Origin of the sequence: Streptomyces antnestii (assembly GCF_004005495.1) — a bacterium.
Classification (GTDB): domain Bacteria; phylum Actinomycetota; class Actinomycetes; order Streptomycetales; family Streptomycetaceae; genus Streptomyces; species Streptomyces antnestii.
The window spans coordinates 125651-146198 of record NZ_RZYA01000021.1 but is presented as its reverse complement, the minus strand read 5'-3'; the positions used below and the strand labels follow the sequence as shown (position 1 = coordinate 146198).

Here is a 20548-nt window from a genome sequence, read left to right as displayed (position 1 = left end):
GTCAGCACAGCGCCACCGCTTCCCCCGCGCCTTCGGGCCAGGCGGTGAGAGGGGTGAACCCTCGGTGCCCGCACTCGCCGAACACGGTGACCGGCGCTCCGCCGGACAGTGCGGCCAGCCGCCAGAGGCCGGGGCCGGTAGCGGCCTTGGGAGTGAGCGGGAGTGCCAGACGCGTCAAGTCGTCCTCGGCGTCCGCCAGTTGCCAGCCACCGCTCTCGCCGTCCGGCCCGGGTGTGACCCGGCCCAGCGTCACCGGCCACGACTCCAGCCATGGATCGCGGCTCAGCGCGTCGCCGTACCGTACGGCCGCCTCCACGACCCCCACCCCCTTGGGGCGTACGGGACTTGGGGCGGGCGCCGTGAACTGTTCGCCCAGGTCGGCGCGGAGCTGTCCGTCGCCCGCGTATGCGGAGAGCTCGGCGTCCAGCGCCAGGCCGACGGGGAGCGAGAGCGCCGGGGCGCGGCCCGCCGCCCCATAAGAGAGGAGGAGCGCCGTGCGGTCGGACTCTGTCCCGTACAGCCAGGTCCGGCGCGTGGTGAGCCGGCTGTCGGCCGTGTCGTACTGGGACAGGACCAGCCATCGGTCGCGTGTGGGCCGTCCGTCCGCCGACGCCGGCAGCCCGACGCGGGAGCGGACCGTCGCCGCCAGGCCCGCGGGAAGGCGGTCGCGGCGCAGCCAGCCCTGGTCGAGGAGGTGCAACAGGGCGCACTCCTCCAGGAGCCGCACCGGCCAGCCGGGCCCCGAGGCGGGTATCGCCCCCAACTCCCGTACGCGTGCCGCGAGTCCGGGTGCCTGCGCGTCCACCATGCGCGCCGCGGTCTCCTCCCACATCCCGTACCCGGCCTGCTCGGTGGCGGCGAGCCCGCCGCGGAGCAGGTCCGTGAGCCGCTGCTCCAGCTCTCCCGCGCCCGCGGTGACCCGCTCGGCACGCCGCTCGGCCCTGCGGCGCGCGGCCTCGGGATCGGCGGCGGGGCCACCGCCGGCCTCCGCTTCCCGCCGGGTCAGCGCGCGCTTCCTGCGCCCTTCGGCCCATTGCTCGGCCCAGTCCGGCAGCGTCTGCGCGTCCGGCACCGAGCCGTCCTCCCCGGCCCACAGGAGCAGTAGCCCGAGCGCGTGCTTGCACGGGAACTTACGGCTCGGACAACTGCACTTGTAGGCCGGACCCGTAGCGTCCGCGACATCCACGACCGTCTGGTACGGCTTGCTCCCACTGCCCTTGCACAGTCCCCACACCATCCCCTCGCCCGAACTGCCCGCCCCCGACCACGGTCCGGCGACGCCGAGCTTGCTCCCCGCTTTGCGTGACGGGACGTCAGGCGCCAGTGCCAGCACCTGGTCCGCCGTCCAGCGCACCCCCTGCTGAGTCATGTTCTCGAAGGTAGGTCCCGCCACTGACAATCGACCGTGAGGCCGGTGTTCGCGCAGGTCAGAGGGGTGCGGAGGGTGGTTGTCAGTGGCGTGGTGCACGGTGGAGTCACAGCCCGGCCGAGTGCGCGGGATGTGCCGGACGTGCCGGCTGAGCCGGCCGAGATCGAGGGGGATCGCCATGACCGTGTCCGTCGAAACGACCGAGAAGAGCGCCGCGCCCGCGGGGGAGCAGGGCGGTGCCGCGCAGGCCCTGCGGCCGCACGCCGAGGACGCCTTCGCCGCCGAACTCGCGGCGCTCGCCGCCCAGGACGACCGGCCGCGCCCCGCCCGCTGGCGCCTCTCGCCATGGGCCGTCGCCACTTATCTGCTCGGCGGGGAGCTGCCCGACGGGACCGTCATCACACCGAAGTACGTGGGGCCCCGACGCATCGTCGAGGTCGCCGTCACGACGCTCGCCACCGACCGCGCCCTGCTCCTGCTCGGTGTCCCCGGCACCGCGAAGACCTGGGTCTCCGAGCATCTCGCGGCGGCCGTCAGCGGCGACTCGACGCTGCTCGTGCAGGGCACCGCGGGCACCCCCGAAGAGGCGATCCGGTACGGGTGGAACTACGCGCGTCTGCTCGCGCACGGCCCCAGTCGGGACGCGCTCGTGCCCAGCCCCGTCATGCGCGCCATGTCCGAGGGCATGACGGCCCGGGTCGAGGAGCTGACCCGTATCCCGGCCGACGTGCAGGACACGCTGATCACGATCCTGTCCGAGAAGACCCTGCCGATACCGGAGCTGGGCCAGGAGGTGCAGGCCGTCAGGGGCTTCAACTTGATCGCGACCGCCAACGACCGGGACCGTGGGGTCAACGACCTGTCGAGCGCCCTGCGCCGTCGTTTCAACACGGTGGTGCTGCCGCTGCCCGAGAGCGCCGAGGCCGAGGTCGACATCGTCTCGCGGCGCGTCGACCAGATCGGCCGCTCCCTCGACCTGCCCGCGGCTCCGGAGGGGACGGACGAGATCCGCCGCATCGTCACGGTCTTCCGCGAGCTGCGCAGCGGCGTCACCGAGGACGGGCGGACGAAGCTCAAGTCGCCGAGCGGCACGCTGTCCACGGCCGAGGCGATCTCCGTCGTGACGAGCGGGCTCGCCCTGTCCGCCCACTTCGGGGACGGGGTGCTGCGGCCGTCGGACGTCGCGGCGGGGATCCTCGGCGCCGTCGTCCGTGACCCGGCCGCGGACCGGGTGATCTGGCAGGAGTACCTGGAGGCCGTGGTGCGCGAGCGGGACGGCTGGAAGGACTTCTACCGCGCGTGCCGGGAGGTGAGCGTATGAGTGCCGGGCGGGGGCGGGGGCCGCTGCTGCTGGGGGTGCGGCATCACGGGCCGGGTTCGGCGAGGGCGGTGCGGGCCGCGCTTGACGCGTCCGGGCCAGGGGCGGTCCTGGTGGAGGGGCCGCCCGAGGCCGACGCCCTGGTGGCGCTCGCCGCCGACGAAAGCATGGTGCCGCCGGTCGCGCTGCTCGCGCATGTCGTGGACGAGCCGGGGCGCTCCGCGTTCTGGCCGCTGGCCGAGTTCTCTCCGGAGTGGGTCGCGATCCGGTGGGCCCTGGAGCGGGACGTGCCGGTCCGCTTCATCGACCTGCCGGCGGCGCACAGCCTGGCCCTGCGCGAGCAGGACGCGCCCGAGGCGGACACGGGCGACGGGAATGTCGGGAATGTCGGGGACGGCGGGGATGTCGGGGGCGACGGGGGCGACGGCGCCAGGGAGCTGGCCCTACGTGTCGATCCGCTCGCCGTGCTCGCCGGCACCGCGGGATACGACGACCCGGAGCGCTGGTGGGAGGACGTCGTCGAGCACCGGGGCGCCTCGGGGGACGCGTTCGCCCCGTTCGAGGCGCTCGGCGAGGCGATGGGCGCGCTACGGGAGGAGTACGGAGACGGGGGCCACGGGCGGGACCTCGTCCGGGAGGCGTATATGCGCCTTCAAGTCCGGGCGGCGCAGCGCGAGTTCGGGGACGGGGTCGCGGTGGTGTGCGGAGCCTGGCACGTGCCGGCGCTCCGCGCGAAGACCGCGGTCGCCGCCGACCGGGCCCTCCTCAAGGGGCTGCCCAAGGTCAAGGTCGACATGACCTGGGTGCCCTGGACGCACCGGCGCCTCGCCCGGGCCAGTGGTTATGGGGCGGGCATCGACTCGCCCGGCTGGTACGGGCACCTGTTCGGCGCTCCGGACCGGCCCGTCGAACGCTGGATGACCAAGGTCGCCGGGCTGTTCAGGGGCGAGGACAGGATCGTGTCCTCCGCCCATGTCATCGAGGCGGTGCGGCTCGCCGAGACGCTGGCCGCGATGCGGGGCCGCCCACTGGCCGGCCTTACGGAGACGACGGACGCGATCCGGGCCGTGATGTGCGAGGGATCGGACGTGCCGCTGTCCCTCGTCCACGACAGGCTCGTCGTCGGGGACGTGCTCGGCGAGGTCCCGGACACGGCCCCCGCCGTGCCGCTGCAGCGCGACCTCACACGGCTCCAGCGCTCCCTCCGGCTCAAACCGGAGGCTCTGGAGCGGGAGTTGGAGCTCGACCTGCGCAAGGAGACCGACGCAGCGCGCAGCCGGCTCCTGCACCGTCTGCGTCTCCTCGGCATCGGCTGGGGCGAGCCTGCACGCTCGGCGCGCGGCACCACCGGGACGTTCCGGGAGACCTGGCGGCTGCACTGGGAACCCGAGTTGTCCGTGCGGGTCGCCGAGGCGGGCGTCTGGGGGACGACGGTCCTCGCGGCGGCCACCGCCAGAGCCGAGGCGGACGCGACCGGCGCGCAGACCCTCGCCGACGTCACGGCCCTCGCCGAGCGCTGCCTCCTCGCCGAACTGCCGGACGCGCTCCCGGTCGTGATGCAGGTGCTCGCCGACCGCGCCGCCCTGGACGCGGACGTCGGCCATCTCGCCCAGGCGCTGCCCGCGCTGGTGCGCTCCCTGCGCTACGGCGACGTGCGCGGCACGGACACGCGGGCGCTCGGCGAGGTCGCGGCGGGGCTCGCCGAGCGGGTCTTCGTGGGGCTGCCGCCCGCCTGTACCGGGCTCGACGCGGACGCCGCCGCCGAGATGCGCGGACACGTGGACGCGGTGCACGCGGCGGTCGGGCTCCTGGCGGGCGACGGGCCGGCGGGCCACCGGGGCCGCTGGCACTCCGTACTCGGAGTGCTCGCCGGACGCGACAGCGTGGCCGGGGTGATCCGGGGGCGGTGCGCACGACTGCTCCTGGACGACGGGCAGTTGGCCGAGGGGGAGGCCGCGCGGCTGATGGGTCTCGCCCTGTCGCCCGGCACCGGGCCCGCGGAGGCGGCCGCGTGGATCGAGGGGTTCGTGGGCGGCGGTTCCGGCGGCGGGCTGCTCCTCGTACACGACGAGCGACTGCTCGCGCTCGTGGACGGATGGCTGACGGGCGTCCCTGCGGACGCGTTCACGGACGTGCTGCCCCTGCTGCGCCGCACGTTCTCCGTCTATGAGCCCGGAGTGCGCCGCACCCTGGGCGAGCTGGTGCGGCGAGGGCCCTCGGCGGCGGGTTCGGCGGCGGCCCTGGGGGCGGCGCCGGCCGGGTTCGCGCCGGGCCTCGACCAGGGGCGGGCCGACGCGGTGCTGCCCGTACTGCGGCTGCTGCTGGGGACGGACGACGGCGGGCCCGCGGGCGGCCGGGACGACAACGACCTTGTGGGGGTGGCCTGATGGAGGTCGAACAGAAGGACGGAGCCGACGCAAGGGCCCGCGACGAGCGGCTGCGGCGCTGGCGGCTCGTGCTCGGCGGGGACACGGCGGACGGCACGGGCCACGCGCTCGGCGCTCAGGACGCGGCCATGGACGGCGCCCTGACCGCGCTCTACGGGAGAGAGGACAAGAAGGAGGGGCGCGGGCGCGAGCGTTCCGCAGGACTTGGGGCGTCCGCGCCGTCCGTGGCGCGCTGGCTCGGCGACATCCGGACGTACTTCCCGTCCTCCGTCGTCCAGGTCATGCAGCGCGACGCCATCGACCGGCTCGGCCTGTCCGCGCTGCTGCTCGAACCCGAGATGCTGGAGGCCGTCGACGCCGACGTGCATCTCGTCGGCACGCTCCTCTCCCTCAACAAGGCGATGCCGGAGACGACGAAGGAGACCGCGCGCGCCGTCGTGGGCAAGGTCGTCGAGGACCTGGAGAAGCGCCTCGCCACCCGGACCCGCGCCACGCTCACCGGCGCGCTCGACCGCAGCGCCCGGATCAGCAGGCCCCGCCACCACGACATCGACTGGAACCGCACGATCGCGGCCAACCTCAAGAACTATCTGCCGGAGTACCGCACGGTCGTCCCCGAGCGGCTCATCGGATACGGCCGCGCGTCCCAGTCGGTGAAGAAGGAGGTCATCCTCTGCATCGACCAGTCCGGATCGATGGCGGCCTCCGTCGTCTACGCCTCCGTGTTCGGCGCCGTGCTGGCCTCGATGCGGTCCATCACCACGCGGCTCGTCGTGTTCGACACCGCGGTCGTCGACCTCACCGACCAGCTCGACGACCCGGTCGACGTCCTGTTCGGCACCCAGCTCGGCGGCGGCACGGACATCAACAGGGCGCTCGCGTACTGCCAGTCCCAGATCAGCCGCCCCGCCGAGACCGTCGTCGTCCTCATCAGCGACCTCTACGAAGGGGGCATCCGGAACGAGATGCTGAAGCGGGTCGCCGCGATGAAAGCGTCGGGAGTGCAGTTCGTCACGCTGCTCGCGCTCTCCGACGAGGGGGCGCCCGCGTACGACAGGGAACACGCGGCGGCGCTCGCGGGCCTGGGGGCACCGGCGTTCGCATGCACACCCGATCTGTTCCCCGACGTGATGGCGGCGGCGATCGAGAAGAGACCGCTGCCGATACCGGACTCAGGGAACGCGACGGTCGCTAGGCCGTAAATCCGGACATGACTACCCATCGGTAACAGGGGGCTTGCGCAACCGCGGGCGACCCGTGCAAGGATCGGCCCGGCTCTTCGTGGACCCGATGTCCGGTGTCCCTGAGCCCATGCCCCCAACGCACCCCTCGTACGGGAGGGTTCCCCCGACCTTGAGTTCCCCGGTCGCTCTGCCTGTTGCCGCTCCGCGCGTCGTGCGCGCAGCGGCCGGTCGGCGTGCGCTGGACCTGGCGCTCCGGGTGACGCTGCTGGTCGGGGGCCTCATCGCGCTCGGCCTGCTGTGCGGGGGGAGGGCGCACGCGGCGGAGGGAGTCGTCCCGGCGCCGGAGGGCGCGGGCGACCGCGCCGTTCACGCACCGGCCGTCACGGACCCGGCGACGCCTGCCGTCACGGACGTGTCGGCACCCGCCGTCACGGACATCTCGGCACCCGCCGACGCGTCCGCCATTTCGGCACCCGCCGACGCGTCCGCGGCCGAGCCCACCGCCAAGCCAACGGCCGAGCTCACCGCTAAGCCAACGGCCGAGCCCCCTACCGGTACCCGCACCACCCGCACCACCCGCACCACCCACGCCACCCGCACCACCGGCACCCCCCACGTCGCTCGCGTGCGCGACATCGTGCGCAGCCGTGTGGCCGTACCGGTGGGGACCCGCGTGGCCCAGCCGATCCGGAACCAGGTCCTCGACCCTGCCGTGCGAGACGTGCGAGACGTGCGAGACGTGCGGGAAGTGGTGCGGCCCGTGGGCGGGTTGGCCAAGGAGATCGTGAGCGGGCTCGTCGCCGACGCCCCGCCCGGGTTCCTGCCCCGCCCGCCCTCGATGCCGGGTCTGCCCGGCGTCCCGGGCACCCCCGGCGGCGCACCCGGCCCGTCCGGGGCCGGCGCGCACACGGCGCCGGCCACCGGCACGTTGCCGCGCGCGGACACCGCCCGTGGTGACCACGCGCGCCACGGCGCGCGGGAAGAGACCGGCCCCAACGGCGGCTTCGCCCTGGGGCCCGCCCACTGCGTGACCGCTCGGGCCACCGTGGCGAAGGCGGTCCGTACGCCGGTCCCCACGCCCGCGTTCCCGAGCGGCAGCACGGTCGGCCAGTCGGCGGGGGACGGCAGTTCGACGCGGCACTGCGATCTGGCGGCGGCCGCGTTCGGCAGCGGCTCGACGGCCCGGCTGCTGTCCGGGGCCACGGCCCCGGCCCACGCCGCGCCCACCCGCGACAGACAGCGGGACATCCCCGAATTCCCCGGCTAGGGCAGCCCTTCCCCGCTCGTGACCTGCCGCGCGGGGGCGGATCAGGTCTGCCCGCCGACCGGACCACTCCGGCCGGATGCCGCCGGAGCGCCGCTGGACCACTCCAGTGCAGCGCCCGGACCACAGAATTCGAAGGATCTGAAGCAAGCATGAACAAGAACATCCGCCGCTCCATCGTGATCGCCGCCGGTGTCTCGGGCGCCTGGGCGCTCGGTTCCGCCGTCGCCAGCGCCGACGAGCTGCCCGCGCACTCCGTGGCCGTGCCCGACGTGGCCGGTGACACCGTCGCCGACGTCCAGGGCACGGTCTCCGACGTCCAGGGCACCCTCGACGGCGTCACCCACGCCACCGTCGGTTCCGTCACCGACAAGGCCGAGGGCACCGTCTCCGGTGTGACCGGCCACGCGAAGTCGACCGTGTCCGGCGCGGCCTCCACCGTCTCGGGCACCGCCGCCAAGGCCACCCCCAAGGCAGTCTCCGGCGTCCAGGGCCAGGCCCACCACCTCGCCGACGAGCGCGTCGCGGCCGTCGCCGCCCACGCCAAGGAGCAGGCCCGCCAGTACGTCGAGGGCGCCACCTCGTTCGCCGACGCCGCCCGGACCGTGGCCGCCGCGCACACCGCGGGCGTCCACGCCCCGTCGGCCGACGCCCTCGCGCAGAACGCCGCCGCCCAGGGTGGCGCCGTACAGGGCGGCGCCGCGCAGGAGGTCGACTACCTGTTCGGCCCCCTGTCGGCCTTCGCCCCCGACGTCGAGCGGACCCTGGCCGGCGCGCAGGGCCAGGTCGGGAACACCGGCGCCCAGGTCCAGGACATCGCCGGCCAGGCGTACGGCACCGCCGCGCAGCTCCCGGGCTACGCGCAGGCCGCCGTCGCCGGGGTCACCGGCCACGTGCAGAACGTCCAGTACGCGGCCACCGGCATCGCCCAGAACGCCCCGGCCACCGCCTCCGGCCTCGTCGGCGGAGCCACGACGGCCGCCGGTCCCGCGGTCGACGAGACCTCGGCCGCGGTGCTGCCGCCCATCGTCGCGACCGCCGTGCACGGCGTGCTCCCGGTCGCCGGTCACGCCGTCGGTGACGTCGGCACGCTCGCGGGTGGTGCGCTCAACGACGTGACGCCGTTCGCCGGTGGCGTCGTCGGTGACGTCGCGCCGCTCGTGCACGGGGTCGTGGGCCAGGTGCAGCCGTTCGCGCAGGCGCTGGTCGGGCATGACGTGCAGCCGTTCGCGGGCGGTGTCGTCGGCGCGGTCCAGCCCGTCGTGCAGGCCGTCGTGGACCAGGTGCAGCCGGTCGTGCACGGCATCGCCGACAGCGCGTCGTACCTGGCGCAGGGCGTCGTGGGTGACGTGCGGCCGTTCGCCGGCGGTGTGGCCGGCGACGTGATGCCGTTCGCCGCCGGTGTCCTGGGCGCGGTCTCGCCCTTCGCGCAGGACCTGACGGACACCGTCGCCGCCGACGCCCAGCCGCTCGCCGGGAACGCCGTCACCGGCGTCCAGGGCGTGGCCGCCTCGGTCACCCCCAGCTACGTGTCGTACGCCACGGACGCGGCCACCAACGGTCTCGGCATCTGAGAACCGGTCTCGGCTTCTGAGGGCCGGTCTCGGCATCTGAAGACCGGGTCGAAGCCGGGCGCGTAGGAGTGCCCGGCGCCAGGAGTGCCCGGCGCCAGGAGTGCCCGGCATCGGGCGCAAGGCGCGACGGTCCGTCCGAAGCCGGGCGCGAGGCGCGACGGCCCACCTGAGGCCGTCGCCAAGTCGTCGTCCGCCGGGTGTCCGGGGACCGGAGAACCCTCCGGCCCCGGCCCGGCGGACGGCCGCGGGTGGTCCCCAAGGGACGGGGATCGTCCGCCCGGGCCTTCACCGGTTCGGCGGCAGGACCCGCCAGGTCCTTCCGCCGGGTCCTTTCCGGGGGCTCCCAAGGGGCCTCACCGGGCGCACCCCAGGCCGGTGAGGCCCCGATCTGTGACCGGTATCACCGCCCAGGTGTGATCTGCGATTTAGGGACCCCGGGCGAGCGGCGATAACCTGCGAGACGGACATGCCGCGTACCGGACTCCGTCCTACGCCTCCCCTGTGACAGCGCAGTCACGTTGCCCTCCGCGGCACGCCCACGCAGACAGCTGACCACAAAGCAGCGAGATCGCAGCGAGATCACGGAAAAGGGACGGACGCGCGTGGACCTGTTCGAGTACCAGGCGAGGGACCTCTTCGCCAAGCACGGTGTACCGGTGCTGGCCGGTGAAGTCATCGACACGCCTGAGGCGGCGCGCGAGGCCACCGAGAAGCTGGGCGGCAAGTCGGTCGTCAAGGCGCAGGTGAAGGTCGGCGGCCGCGGCAAGGCCGGCGGCGTCAAGCTGGCAGCCTCCACCGACGAGGCCGTGCAGCACGCCACCAACATCCTCGGCATGGACATCAAGGGCCACACGGTCCACAAGGTGATGATCGCCGAGACGGCCCCGGAGATCGTGGAGGAGTACTACGTCTCCTTCCTCCTGGACCGCACCAACCGCACCTTCCTCTCCATCGCCTCGGTCGAGGGCGGCATGGAGATCGAGGAGGTGGCGGCCACCCGTCCGGAGGCCGTCGCCAAGACCCCGATCGACGCCAACGAGGGCGTGACCCCCGAGGTCGCCCGTCAGATCGTCGCGGACGCGAAGTTCCCGGCCGAGGTCGCCGACCAGATCGCCGAGATCCTTCAGACCCTGTGGAAGACCTTCGTCGCCGAGGACGCCCTCCTCGTCGAGGTCAACCCCCTCGCCAAGGTCGCCTCCGGCAAGGTCATCGCCCTTGACGGCAAGGTCTCCCTCGACGAGAACGCCGACTTCCGCCAGCCGGAGCACGAGGCGCTCGAGGACAAGGACGCAGCCAACCCGCTCGAGGCTGCCGCCAAGGCCAAGAACCTCAACTACGTCAAGCTCGACGGCGAGGTCGGCATCATCGGTAACGGTGCCGGTCTGGTCATGTCGACCCTGGACGTCGTCGCGTACGCCGGTGAGAACCACGGCGGCGTGAAGCCGGCCAACTTCCTCGACATCGGTGGCGGCGCGTCCGCCCAGGTGATGGCGAACGGCCTGGAGATCATCCTCGGCGACGCGGACGTCAAGTCCGTGTTCGTCAACGTCTTCGGCGGCATCACCGCCTGTGACGAGGTCGCCAACGGCATCGTCCAGGCCCTCGCCCTCCTCGCCGAGAAGGGCGAAGAGGTCACCAAGCCGCTGGTCGTGCGACTGGACGGCAACAACGCGGAGCTGGGTCGCAAGATCCTCAGCGACGCCAACCACCCGCTCGTGCAGCGCGTGGACACCATGGATGGCGCGGCCGACAAGGCCGCCGAGCTCGCGGCTGCGAAGTAAGGGACGAGGTCAGACACCACCATGGCTATCTTCCTCACCAAGGACAGCAAGGTCATCGTCCAGGGCATGACCGGTGCCACGGGCATGAAGCACACCAAGCTCATGCTGGGCGACGGCACGAACATCGTCGGCGGCGTGAACCCGCGCAAGGCCGGCACGTCCGTCGACTTCGACGGCACCGAGGTCCCGGTCTTCGGCACGGTCAAGGAGGCCATGGAGGCGACGGGCGCCAACGTGTCCGTCCTCTTCGTGCCGCCGGCCTTCTCCAAGGCCGCCGTCGTCGAGGCGATCGACGCCGAGATCCCCCTCGCCGTCGTCATCACCGAGGGCATCGCCGTCCACGACTCCGCCGCCTTCTGGGCGTACGCGAAGTCGAAGGGCAACAAGACCCGCATCATCGGCCCGAACTGCCCCGGTCTCATCACCCCGGGCCAGTCGAACGCCGGCATCATCCCGGGCGACATCACGAAGCCGGGCCGCATCGGCCTGGTCTCGAAGTCCGGCACGCTGACGTACCAGATGATGTACGAGCTCCGTGACCTCGGCTTCTCCTCCGCCGTCGGCATCGGTGGCGACCCGGTCATCGGTACGACGCACATCGACGCCCTCGAGGCGTTCGAGGCCGACCCCGACACCGACCTGATCGTCATGATCGGTGAGATCGGCGGCGACGCCGAGGAGCGTGCGGCCGACTACATCGCCAAGCACGTCACCAAGCCGGTCGTCGGCTACGTCGCGGGCTTCACCGCCCCCGAGGGCAAGACGATGGGTCACGCGGGCGCGATCGTCTCCGGCTCTTCTGGCACCGCACAGGCCAAGAAGGAGGCCCTCGAGGCCGCCGGCGTGAAGGTCGGCAAGACGCCGACCGAGACGGCCAAGCTGGCGCGCGAGCTGCTCACCAAGTAGCACGCAGCGACTCGTCGGGCCGCTCGTCGAGTCGCCCGTCGACATCGCTTGTCGATGTCGCTCGTCGACATCAGTGGGCCCGCATCCCTTCGGGGGTGCGGGCCCACTGTCGTCTCTCCGTGGTGCGGTTCAGTCCGCCTCGGGAGCCAGGCGGTGCGGGCCGCTCTCCTCCGCCGCGCGCAGCTTCTCGCGCAGCTTCTCGTCCGCGGGGGAGAGGGGTCCCGGACCCATGCGCGGCGGCACCCCGCTGATCATGGCGCCGGGGGCGGGCACCGGCTCGTAACGGGTCGGCGCGGTGCGCAGCGTCATGGCCGTCGCGCCGATGATCAGGACCGTGAAGGCGATGGCCGAACGGGTCCAGAAGCGGGTGCGCCGCTCGCCCTCCGTGCGGACATGGGTCGACTTGGGGGCCTGGAGTTTCTCGGCGCCCGCCAGCTCGGTCAGCCGCCGGTGGAGCTGCTCGGGGGCGGCGAGGGCGGGCAGTTGCTCGGCGACGGCCTCGCGCGCGTGGAGCAGCCGGTTCGCGGCCGCGGGCGTCGTGGCCTCGGTCTCCGCGGCGGTCTCGGGCAGGTCGAGCCCGACACCGTCGTAGAGGAGCAGGGTGCGCCGGTAGGCGGGCGGCAGGCTCAGGAGTACGTCGAGCAGCGCGCGGTCCGCGGGGTCGGCGGGCGGCGCGTCCGGGTGGCGGTGGCTCGGACGGAGCCGGTGCCAGGGCGACATGGCGTACTCGTGCGCGGCGGCTCTGACCCAGCCGGCGGGATCGCGGTCCACGGCGACCTCGGGCCAGCGCTGCCAGGCGAGCTGGAAGGCCCGCTCGACGGACTCCCTGGCGAGGGTGCGGCGGCCGGTGAGGAGGTAGGTCTGGCGGACGAGCGAGGGGGCCGTGTGGGTGTACAGCCGGTCGAAGGCCTCGGCGGCGCTCTTCGGGGACCGGTCCGTACGGGGGCTCTCGGCGGGCTCGGTCCGGACGGCCGGCCGCACCCACATCCCCGGGGACTCCCGCTTCCGGACCTTCGGGGCGGAACCCGGACGGCCTGCGGAACGGCTGTTCAGGGTGGGGGAGGCGATGGCGGCCGGGGTGGAGGCCGTGGCGGCGGCCGTCGGCGCCGTCGCTCTCTCCGCCTCGATGCTCGCCAGGAACTTCGCGTACACCTCCCGCTTGCGGCCTCTCGGGGTGGTGCGGCCGGATTCCCAGGAGCGGACCGTTTCGCGGGTGACGCCTACTTTCGCGGCGACCTGAGCCTGGGTCAGCGACTTCGACTCGCGGAGTCTGCGTCGCTCCTTGGGGGTCGGCAGAGGGGAGGTGGGGCTCTGCGTCATGGGGAACTCCACACGCCCTTTCGCGCGAAAAAGTACATAAACGTATCTTGAGCGACACATCCGGTCTTCGCCTGTTACGCGAATAAAGAGCGTGTCGTTGGGAGCATGGCCGGGTGACCCAAATGACTGACCGTGGCCCGTCGTTGCCGCTCCTGCTCTCCCGCGTGCGTGACCGCTCGCCGGGACCCGTCGGCTGCCTGCTCGGCGGGGCGGTGGCGGCCGGTCTCGGGCTCGGCTCGTCCGCCGTGCTCGTCATGGTGCTGTGGATCAGCTCGCCGTATCCGGACAGCGGTCCCGGCGGGGCCCTGCACGCCGCCGCCGCGCTGTGGCTGCTCGCGCACGGCGCGGAGGTCGTCAGGACGGACACGCTCTCCGGGACGCCGGCGCCGATCGGTGTCGCGCCACTGCTCCTTCTGGTGCTTCCGGTGTGGCTCGTGCACCGCGCGGCGCGTGACGCGGTGGAGGGCGACGAGGAGGGGGAGGCGCCGCGGGTGCGGGTGCCGGGCGCGTGGTGCGGGGTCGTCGCCGGGTATCTCGCGGTCGGCGGCGCCGCCGCGTTCTACGCGTCGGGCGGTGAGCTGCGGCCCGCCTGGCCGAGCGTCGCCGCCCATCTGACGGTCGTGGCCGTGGCCGCCGCGGGCGCCGGGATCTGGACGGCGCACGGCCGCCCCCGCACCCCGCTGACCGAACTGCTCGGGCACCGGCTCGACGCGCTGCCCGGGGGCCTGCGCGACATGCTCACCGGGCGTCTGCTGCCGGTCGCCGCGCGGGCGGCCGCCGCCGGGGTGCTGGTGCTCGTGGCGGGCGGCGCGCTGGTCGTGGCCGCCTCGCTGACGTGGCACCAAGGGCTTGTGCGGCACTCGTTCGTGCAGCTCACGGACGTGTGGTCGGGGCGTCTCGCGGTGCTCCTGCTGGCCGCCGCGCTGGTCCCGAACGCGGTGGTGTGGGGCGCCGCGTACGCCCTGGGCCCCGGTGTCGCGCTCGGCGGGGGGAGCGTGGCCGGGCCGCTCGGGGTGACGGCGGGGCCGATGCTGCCCGAGTTCCCGCTCCTCGCGGCGGTGCCGGAGCCGGGTCCCGGAACGCCGCTGACCTGGTCGGCGGCGGCCGTGCCGGTCCTGGCCGGGCTCACGGTGGCGTGGTTCGTCACGGGGGCGGCGGCGCCCCGGCACGGGGAGCGGGACGCGGCGTGGTCACGGGGGAGTACGGCCCTTGCGGCGGTCGTCGCGGCGGTGCTGTGCGGGCTCGCCTTCGCGGGGCTCGCGGCGGCGGCGGGCGGGCCGATGGGCGGCGCGGGCCTGGCGACGTTCGGGCCCGCGGGCTGGCTGACGGGGCTCGCGGCGGCGGGGTGGACGGCGCTGGTGGGGGTGCCGGTGGCGGTGGGGCTGCGGGCCTGGCGGCTGAGGGCGCCGCGCGAGGCGAAGGAGGAGCGGGAGGGGCAGGAGGAGCAGGGGGACAAGGTGGTGCGGGACGCGGATGGTGAGCCGGGAACGTCGTGGTGGCGGCGCCCCCGGATGCCCCTCGCGCTCCCGCTCCCGAAGGCCCGGCTGCCGTGGCGGCGGGGCGTCGCTGCCGCGCAGGACGAGGAGGCGCGACCGGACTACGACGACGACGCCGCGTTCGAGCCGTACGACTTCTTCCCGGCGGACCCGTACACGGCGGACCCGTACACGGCGGAACCGTTCACTGTGGCCCCGTTCACCGCGGACCCCTTCGCGGAGGATCCGTTCACCCCTGTGGCTACGGAAACGGAGGCCGGGACCGACCAGGCGGCCCCCGAGCCCCACCCCCGAGAGCCGTCCTGAGCCGTCCTAGTCGCGCGCGCCGAGAAGCGGGCGCAGTTCCTTCGGGAGCTTCGTCTCGCACGCCTGCTTGGACGTGCTGGTCAGCGCGTCGTTCACGCACGTGTAGTAGTCGCTGTAGACGAACTGCGCCGTGAACATGGCGGCGACGAGGGCCAGGGCGAGGGAGCCCGTCACCAGGCCGCTGACGGCCGCCGTGGTCTGCGGCTTCGGGCCGGCGGCGCCGGGGCCGGTGGGCGCCGGGGTGTCCGGGTCCGGCGTGCGGGGCTTGGCGCGCAGGGCGCTGATGCCCCAGTGCAGGGCGAGCGCGCCGAGCAGCAGCGCCACGTAGGGCCAGCCGAACAGGGCGAAGAAGAAGCCCCACATGCCGCAGAGCAGTGCGTAGCGCGCGCGGCGCTGGGCCGGGTCCGTCGGGTCCCAGCGCATCCCGGAGCCGGGCCCCTGGGGTCCTTCGGGCCCACCCTGTCCGCCGCCCTGTCCGGGACGGTCACCGAACAGGCCGCCGCCCTGGGCGCGGCCCGGCTGCCGGTCGCTCCACTGCCCGCCCCACGGCGAGTGCCCGCCGCCCTGGCCGTCCTGTCCGCCCTCGGGGCGACGCGGCTGCCACGGGCGGTCGGGCGTGCCCTCGGGAGGCGGCGCGAACGGATTGTCGTCCGAGGAGGACGACCCGGAGGAGCCAGAAGACCCCGAGGACTTGGAGGACTTGGACGACTTGGGGGACTTGGACGGCTTGGAGGCCTTGGAGGACTGCGGGGATTCCGGGGATTCGGGGGACGACCTGGGCGGTGTGTCCTGGGGCGGAGGAGGCGTGGGACGGCCTTCGCGCAGCAGGGTCGAGCCGGTCGGCAGCGGCGGCAGGCGGAGGCTTCGGTCCGGCATCAGGTGTGCGTCTTCCCCTAGGTCGATCGTGGCGCGGCTGCGTACGAGCCCGTCCTCAGCTGAACGTCCCGCGGGCGGGCGGCGTTCCTTCGGTCGGCGAATCCGCCACAGACGCTACCTTCCGGCCGCGCCCCCGTCCCGTGGGGGCCGCTCCATGTGCCGGTATCGTTGCTGACGGTCGGCCGCTTCGTAGGGTTCCCCGTATCGGGAACCGCGAAGCCTTTGTACGACCGTACAAACGCACTCCCGAGAAAGGCCCTGGCTGTGGCCAAGCGGCTCGTCGTGCTGGTCTCCGGATCAGGCACGAATCTGCAGGCTCTGCTCGACGCCCTCGCGGCCGAGGGCGCGGAGGCCTACGGCGCCGAGATCGTGGCCGTCGGCGCCGACCGTGACAACATCGCCGGTCTCGAGCGCGCCGAGCGCGCCGGGCTTCCCACCTTCGTGTGCCGGGTGAAGGACTTCGCCACCCGCGAGGAGTGGGACCGCGCGCTCACCGAGGCCACGGCGGCGTACGAGCCGGACCTCGTGGTCTCGGCCGGGTTCATGAAGATCGTGGGCAAGGAGTTCCTCGCCCGTTTCGGCGGGCGGGTCGTGAACACACACCCTGCCCTGCTGCCCAGTTTTCCCGGGGCCCACGGTGTGCGCGACGCGCTCGCGTACGGCGCCAAGGTCACCGGATGCACCGTCCACTTCGTCGACGACGGCGTCGACACCGGCCCGATCATCGCTCAGGGCGTGGTCGAGATCCGGGACGAGGACGACGAGAGCGCTCTGCACGAGCGCATCAAGGAAGTCGAGCGCACGCTGCTCGTCGATGTCGTGGGGCGTCTGGCCCGCAACGGCTATCGCATTGAGGGACGAAAGGTAGTTATCCAGTGACCGCCGAGAGCAACAAGCGGCCCATTCGCCGGGCGCTCGTCAGCGTCTACGACAAGACCGGTCTGGAAGATCTCGCGCGCGGGCTGCACGAGGCGGGCGTGGAGCTGGTGTCGACCGGCTCGACCGCTGCGAAGATCGCCGCCGCCGGGGTTCCCGTCACCAGGGTCGAGGAGCTCACGGGCTTCCCCGAGTGCCTCGACGGGCGCGTCAAGACGCTCCACCCGAAGATCCACGCGGGCATCCTCGCCGACCTGCGCCTGGAGGACCACCAGCGCCAGCTCGCCGAGCTGGGCGTCGAGCCGTTCCAGCTCGTCGTCGTGAACCTGTACCCGTTCAAGGAGACCGTCGCCTCGGGCGCCACTCCCGACGAGTGCGTCGAGCAGATCGACATCGGCGGCCCCTCGATGGTGCGCGCCGCGGCCAAGAACCACCCGTCGGTCGCCGTCGTCACCAGGCCGGCCCGCTACGCCGACGTCCTCGCGGCCGTCCGCGACGGCGGGTTCGACCTGACCGCCCGCAAGCGCCTCGCCGGCGAGGCCTTCCAGCACACGGCGGCGTACGACGTCGCGGTGGCGTCCTGGTTCGCCGACGGCTACGCGGCCGCCGACGAGTCGGGCTTCCCGGAGTTCCTGGGCGCCACGTACGAGCGCAAGAACGTCCTGCGCTACGGCGAGAACCCGCACCAGGGCGCCGCTCTCTATGTAGACGGCACGGGCGGCCTCGCCGAGGCCGAGCAGCTGCACGGCAAGGAGATGTCGTACAACAACTACACGGACACGGACGCCGCGCGCCGTGCCGCGTACGACCACGACGACCCGTGCGTCGCGATCATCAAGCACGCCAACCCGTGCGGCATCGCCGTCGCGTCGAACGTCGCCGAGGCGCACCGCAAGGCGCACGCCTGTGACCCGATGTCCGCGTTCGGCGGCGTCATCGCCGTGAACCGTCCGGTGACGAAGGAGATGGCCGAGCAGGTCGCGGACATCTTCACCGAGGTCATCGTCGCGCCCGAGTACGAGGACGGCGCGCTCGAGGCCCTCACCAAGAAGAAGAACATCCGCGTGCTGCGCGCCCACCGCGCCCCCGCGGCGGCCGTCGAGACGAAGCAGATCGACGGCGGCGCGCTCCTCCAGGTCACCGACCGCGTCCAGGCGGACGGCGACAACCCGGCGACCTGGACGCTTGCCACCGGCGACGCCCTCTCCCCGGGCGAGCTGGACGAGCTGGCGTTCGCCTGGAAGGCGTGCCGCGCGGTGAAGTCCAACGCCATCCTGCTCGCCAAGGACGGCGCCTCGGTCGGCGTCGGCATGGGCCAGGTCAACCGCGTCGACTCCTGCAAGCTGGCCGTCGAGCGGGCCGGTGAGGAGCGGGCGCGTGGCTCGTTCGCCGCGTCCGACGCGTTCTTCCCGTTCCCGGACGGGCCGCAGATCCTGATCGACGCCGGTGTGAAGGCGATCGTCCAGCCCGGCGGTTCCATCCGTGACGAGCAGGTCGTCGAGGCCGCCAAGAAGGCGGGCGTGACGATGTACTTCACGGGGACGCGCCACTTCTTCCACTGAGCCGTCCCACGCGTACGGCCGCGGGCCGTGCCTTCCCGGGTTTCGGGGGAGGCACGGCCCGCGGCCGTGTTCAAGCGATGCTCAACTGCCGAACTCGCTCAGTAGCGCGGGCGGTTGAACCAGGTGGAGGCGGCGCTGTTCACCATGGAGCCGAGGATGATGCCGGCGATGGCGAGCGAGATGAGACCGCCGAAGGTGCCCGAACCGCCGCCGCCGTTCACGGTGTTCACGATGCCGCCGAGGATCATCAGCGACGCGTACACGATCGTCGTGACGCGGATGCCGCTGCCGCCGTTCTTGAACTTCACGCCCAGGAAGATCGACAGGGCGCCGAGGGCCACGAGCAGTCCGGCGACGAGGAAGCCGAGCCCGGCGAGGCCGTTCGTGGCGTCACCCGAGCCGACGCCGTTGGAGACGTCCTGGACGGCGCCGATGGTGACGCCGGCGATGATGCCGAACAGGAGCTGGAAGCCGGCCAGGATGAAGAGGAGCACGCGGGCGGTCTTCATCAGACCGGGCATCTCCATCGGCATCGCGTTGCCGCCGGGGAAGCCGGGGTACGCGGGCTGGCCGGGCTGGCCCTGCGGGTAGCCGTAGCCCTGCTGCGGCGGGACGCCCTGGGGTGCCTGGGGGTAGCCGTATCCGGGCTGGCCCGCCGGGGGCTGCTGGGGCGGGTAGCCCGGCTGCTGGCCCTGGGGCTGGCCCTGCGGCGGACCGTAGGGGTTGTTCGGGTCGCCGAAGCTCATGGATTTTTCCTCCGTTGCCTTAGTGCGGGGACAACGCGCAACACCAAGCGGAGGAAAGTTCTGCACAGAGCGGTCGTCCCCCCGGTACTGCCCGCGGCACTGTTGCCGCTCATCGTTCTTTAGGCGGCACTTATTTGTCCAGCCGCATTCCGTATGCGTTGTGGAAGTGCAACAACGGTGATCAAGCTGGGACGCCCGGATTGGAACCGGGACGGTGCCATCCGCGAAGATGGGCGCATGACTGCCCAGATTCTCGATGGCAAGGCCACCGCAGCAGCGATCAAGTCCGATCTGTCCGCCCGCGTGGCGGCTCTCAGGGAAAGGGGCGTCACGCCCGGTCTCGGCACCATCCTGGTCGGGGAGGACCCGGGCAGCCAGAAGTACGTCGCGGGCAAGCACCGCGACTGCGCCCAGGTCGGCATCGCCTCCATCCAGCGACACCTGCCCGCCACCGCCACGCAGGAGGAGATCGAGGCGGTCGTCCGCGAGCTCAACGACGACCCCGCCTGCACCGGTTACATCGTCCAGCTGCCCCTCCCCAAGGGCATCGACGAGAACCGCATCCTGGAGCTGATGGACCCGGCCAAGGACGCCGACGGTCTGCACCCGATGAACCTCGGCCGCCTCGTCCTGAACGAGCCGGCGCCGCTGCCCTGCACCCCGTTCGGCATCATCACGCTGCTGCGCCAGCACGGCGTGGAGATCAACGGCGCGGAGGTCGTGGTCGTCGGCCGCGGCGTCACCATCGGCCGCCCGATGCCGCTGCTGCTCACCCGCAAGTCCGAGAACGCGACGGTCACCCAGTGCCACACCGGCACCCGCGACCTGGCCGCCCACCTCAAGCGCGCCGACATCGTCGTGGCCGCCGCGGGCGTCCCGCACCTGATCAAGCCCGAGGACATCAAGCCCGGCGCCGCCGTGCTCGACGTCGGCGTCTCGCGCGACGAGAGCGGCAAGATCGTCGGCGATGTGCACCCGGGTGTGACCGAGGTCGCGGGCTGGATCTCCCCGAACCCGGGCGGCGTCGGCCCGATGACCCGCGCCCAGCTCCTCGTGAACGTGGTCGAGGCGGCCGAACGGAACGCGAACGGTGTCGCCTGACGCCGGCACCGGCACCGGCACCCCGGAAGGGGCCGGGGGCGCGATGGGCACCCCCGGCGCCGAAGGGGAGCCGAAGCGTGTCTCACGGCGCTTCCCGCTCCTCACCGAGGACACCGCGCGGCCCGAGGGCGGCGGCCGCGCGGCCGCGAGCGACGCCCCGGCCCCGGCCCGGCAGTGGCCGGTCATCGCGGTGATCTCGCTGGTGGCCGTCGGGCTGCTGCTCACCGCGATCGATGTGTTCCGCGTAGGGACGCTGCTGATCGGCGTCGCCCTGATCGGCGGCGCGGTGCTGCGCTGGACGCTCCCGTCGGTGGGCATGCTCGCCGTGCGCTCCCGCTTCACGGACATGCTCACGTACGGGTTCCTGGGCGTCGTGATCGTGCTGCTCGCGCTGATGGTGCAGCCGAGGCCCTGGCTGGTCATCCCGTTCCTGAACGACACGCTGCACTTCACGATCAGCTGACGCCCGCGGCGCGCGTCTC

General features: G+C 73.1%; 16 protein-coding genes. 12 read left to right on the top strand and 4 right to left on the bottom strand.

The genetic code is table 11. The features are described 5' to 3' along the window. Position 1: 1 nt before the first annotated feature. Positions 2-1369, bottom strand: coding sequence for an SWIM zinc finger family protein (locus EOT10_RS32665; RefSeq protein ID WP_127831999.1), 1368 nt, complete (start codon positions 1367-1369; stop codon positions 2-4). A 178-nt stretch (positions 1370-1547) separates the two neighbouring features. On the opposite strand from EOT10_RS32665, the gene EOT10_RS32660 reads away from it, so the two are divergent. From EOT10_RS32660 to sucD, 7 genes are all read left to right on the top strand, one after another. Continuing rightward, positions 1548-2690, top strand: coding sequence for an ATP-binding protein (locus EOT10_RS32660; protein WP_127831998.1), 1143 nt, complete (start codon positions 1548-1550; stop codon positions 2688-2690). Further along, entirely contained in the window at positions 2687-5074 is a 2388-nt protein-coding gene (locus EOT10_RS32655; RefSeq protein WP_127831997.1) for a DUF5682 family protein, read from the top strand. Before EOT10_RS32660 ends, EOT10_RS32655 begins: the two co-directional genes overlap by 4 nt. Then, positions 5074-6276: a VWA domain-containing protein gene (locus EOT10_RS32650; RefSeq protein ID WP_127831996.1), complete on the top strand. Its 1203-nt coding sequence runs from the start codon at positions 5074-5076 to the stop codon at positions 6274-6276. Before EOT10_RS32655 ends, EOT10_RS32650 begins: the two co-directional genes overlap by 1 nt. Positions 6277-6427: 151 nt before the next feature. Beyond that, a complete protein-coding gene (locus tag EOT10_RS32645; RefSeq protein WP_189492346.1) occupies positions 6428-7525 on the top strand; it encodes a hypothetical protein in 1098 nt (365 codons plus the stop codon). A 149-nt stretch (positions 7526-7674) separates the two neighbouring features. Next, positions 7675-9096, top strand: coding sequence for a hypothetical protein (locus EOT10_RS32640; RefSeq protein ID WP_127831994.1), 1422 nt, complete (start codon positions 7675-7677; stop codon positions 9094-9096). Positions 9097-9698: 602 nt separating this feature from the next. Then, positions 9699-10877 (top strand): ADP-forming succinate--CoA ligase subunit beta, encoded by a 1179-nt coding sequence (sucC, locus tag EOT10_RS32635; RefSeq protein WP_127831993.1) that lies wholly within the window; start codon positions 9699-9701, stop codon positions 10875-10877. Positions 10878-10898: 21 nt separating this feature from the next. Further along, positions 10899-11783, top strand: a complete 885-nt coding sequence (gene sucD, locus EOT10_RS32630) for a succinate--CoA ligase subunit alpha (RefSeq protein WP_127831992.1) — start codon at positions 10899-10901, stop codon at positions 11781-11783. Between the two features lie 129 nt (positions 11784-11912). On the opposite strand, the gene EOT10_RS32625 is transcribed toward sucD, so the two are convergent. Next, a complete protein-coding gene (locus tag EOT10_RS32625; RefSeq protein WP_127831991.1) occupies positions 11913-13103 on the bottom strand; it encodes a helix-turn-helix domain-containing protein in 1191 nt (396 codons plus the stop codon). A 122-nt stretch (positions 13104-13225) separates the two neighbouring features. Here EOT10_RS32625 and EOT10_RS32620 point away from each other — a divergent pair, with 122 nt between their 5' ends. Continuing rightward, the gene (locus EOT10_RS32620) at positions 13226-14905 is read left to right on the top strand and encodes a cell division protein PerM (protein WP_223281337.1); all 1680 of its coding nucleotides are present in this window, start codon (positions 13226-13228) and stop codon (positions 14903-14905) included. A gap of 6 nt (positions 14906-14911) precedes the next feature. Here the strand turns inward: EOT10_RS32620 and EOT10_RS32615 are convergent, their stop codons facing one another. Beyond that, a complete protein-coding gene (locus EOT10_RS32615; protein WP_127831990.1) occupies positions 14912-15781 on the bottom strand; it encodes a hypothetical protein in 870 nt (289 codons plus the stop codon). A 258-nt stretch (positions 15782-16039) separates the two neighbouring features. On the opposite strand from EOT10_RS32615, the gene purN reads away from it, so the two are divergent. Together purN and purH are read left to right on the top strand one after the other, a co-directional pair. Then, positions 16040-16660, top strand: coding sequence for a phosphoribosylglycinamide formyltransferase (gene purN, locus EOT10_RS32610; protein WP_127832018.1), 621 nt, complete (start codon positions 16040-16042; stop codon positions 16658-16660). Further along, positions 16657-18219 carry a bifunctional phosphoribosylaminoimidazolecarboxamide formyltransferase/IMP cyclohydrolase gene (purH, locus tag EOT10_RS32605; protein ID WP_127831989.1) on the top strand — a complete coding sequence of 521 codons (1563 nt, stop codon included), beginning with the start codon at positions 16657-16659 and terminating at the stop codon, positions 18217-18219. The genes purN and purH overlap by 4 nt, the downstream gene beginning before the upstream one ends. A 98-nt stretch (positions 18220-18317) precedes the next feature. Here purH and EOT10_RS32600 read toward each other — a convergent pair whose 3' ends face one another. Next, complete coding sequence (locus EOT10_RS32600) at positions 18318-18965, bottom strand: DUF3824 domain-containing protein (RefSeq protein ID WP_127831988.1); 648 nt, start codon at positions 18963-18965, stop codon at positions 18318-18320. A gap of 237 nt (positions 18966-19202) precedes the next feature. On the opposite strand from EOT10_RS32600, the gene EOT10_RS32595 reads away from it, so the two are divergent. Then, positions 19203-20066, top strand: coding sequence for a bifunctional methylenetetrahydrofolate dehydrogenase/methenyltetrahydrofolate cyclohydrolase (locus tag EOT10_RS32595; RefSeq protein WP_127831987.1), 864 nt, complete (start codon positions 19203-19205; stop codon positions 20064-20066). Between the two features lie 43 nt (positions 20067-20109). Further along, on the top strand, positions 20110-20529 hold the full coding sequence (locus tag EOT10_RS32590; protein WP_127832017.1) for a DUF3017 domain-containing protein: 420 nt from the start codon (positions 20110-20112) through the stop codon (positions 20527-20529). Positions 20530-20548: the final 19 nt, after the last annotated feature.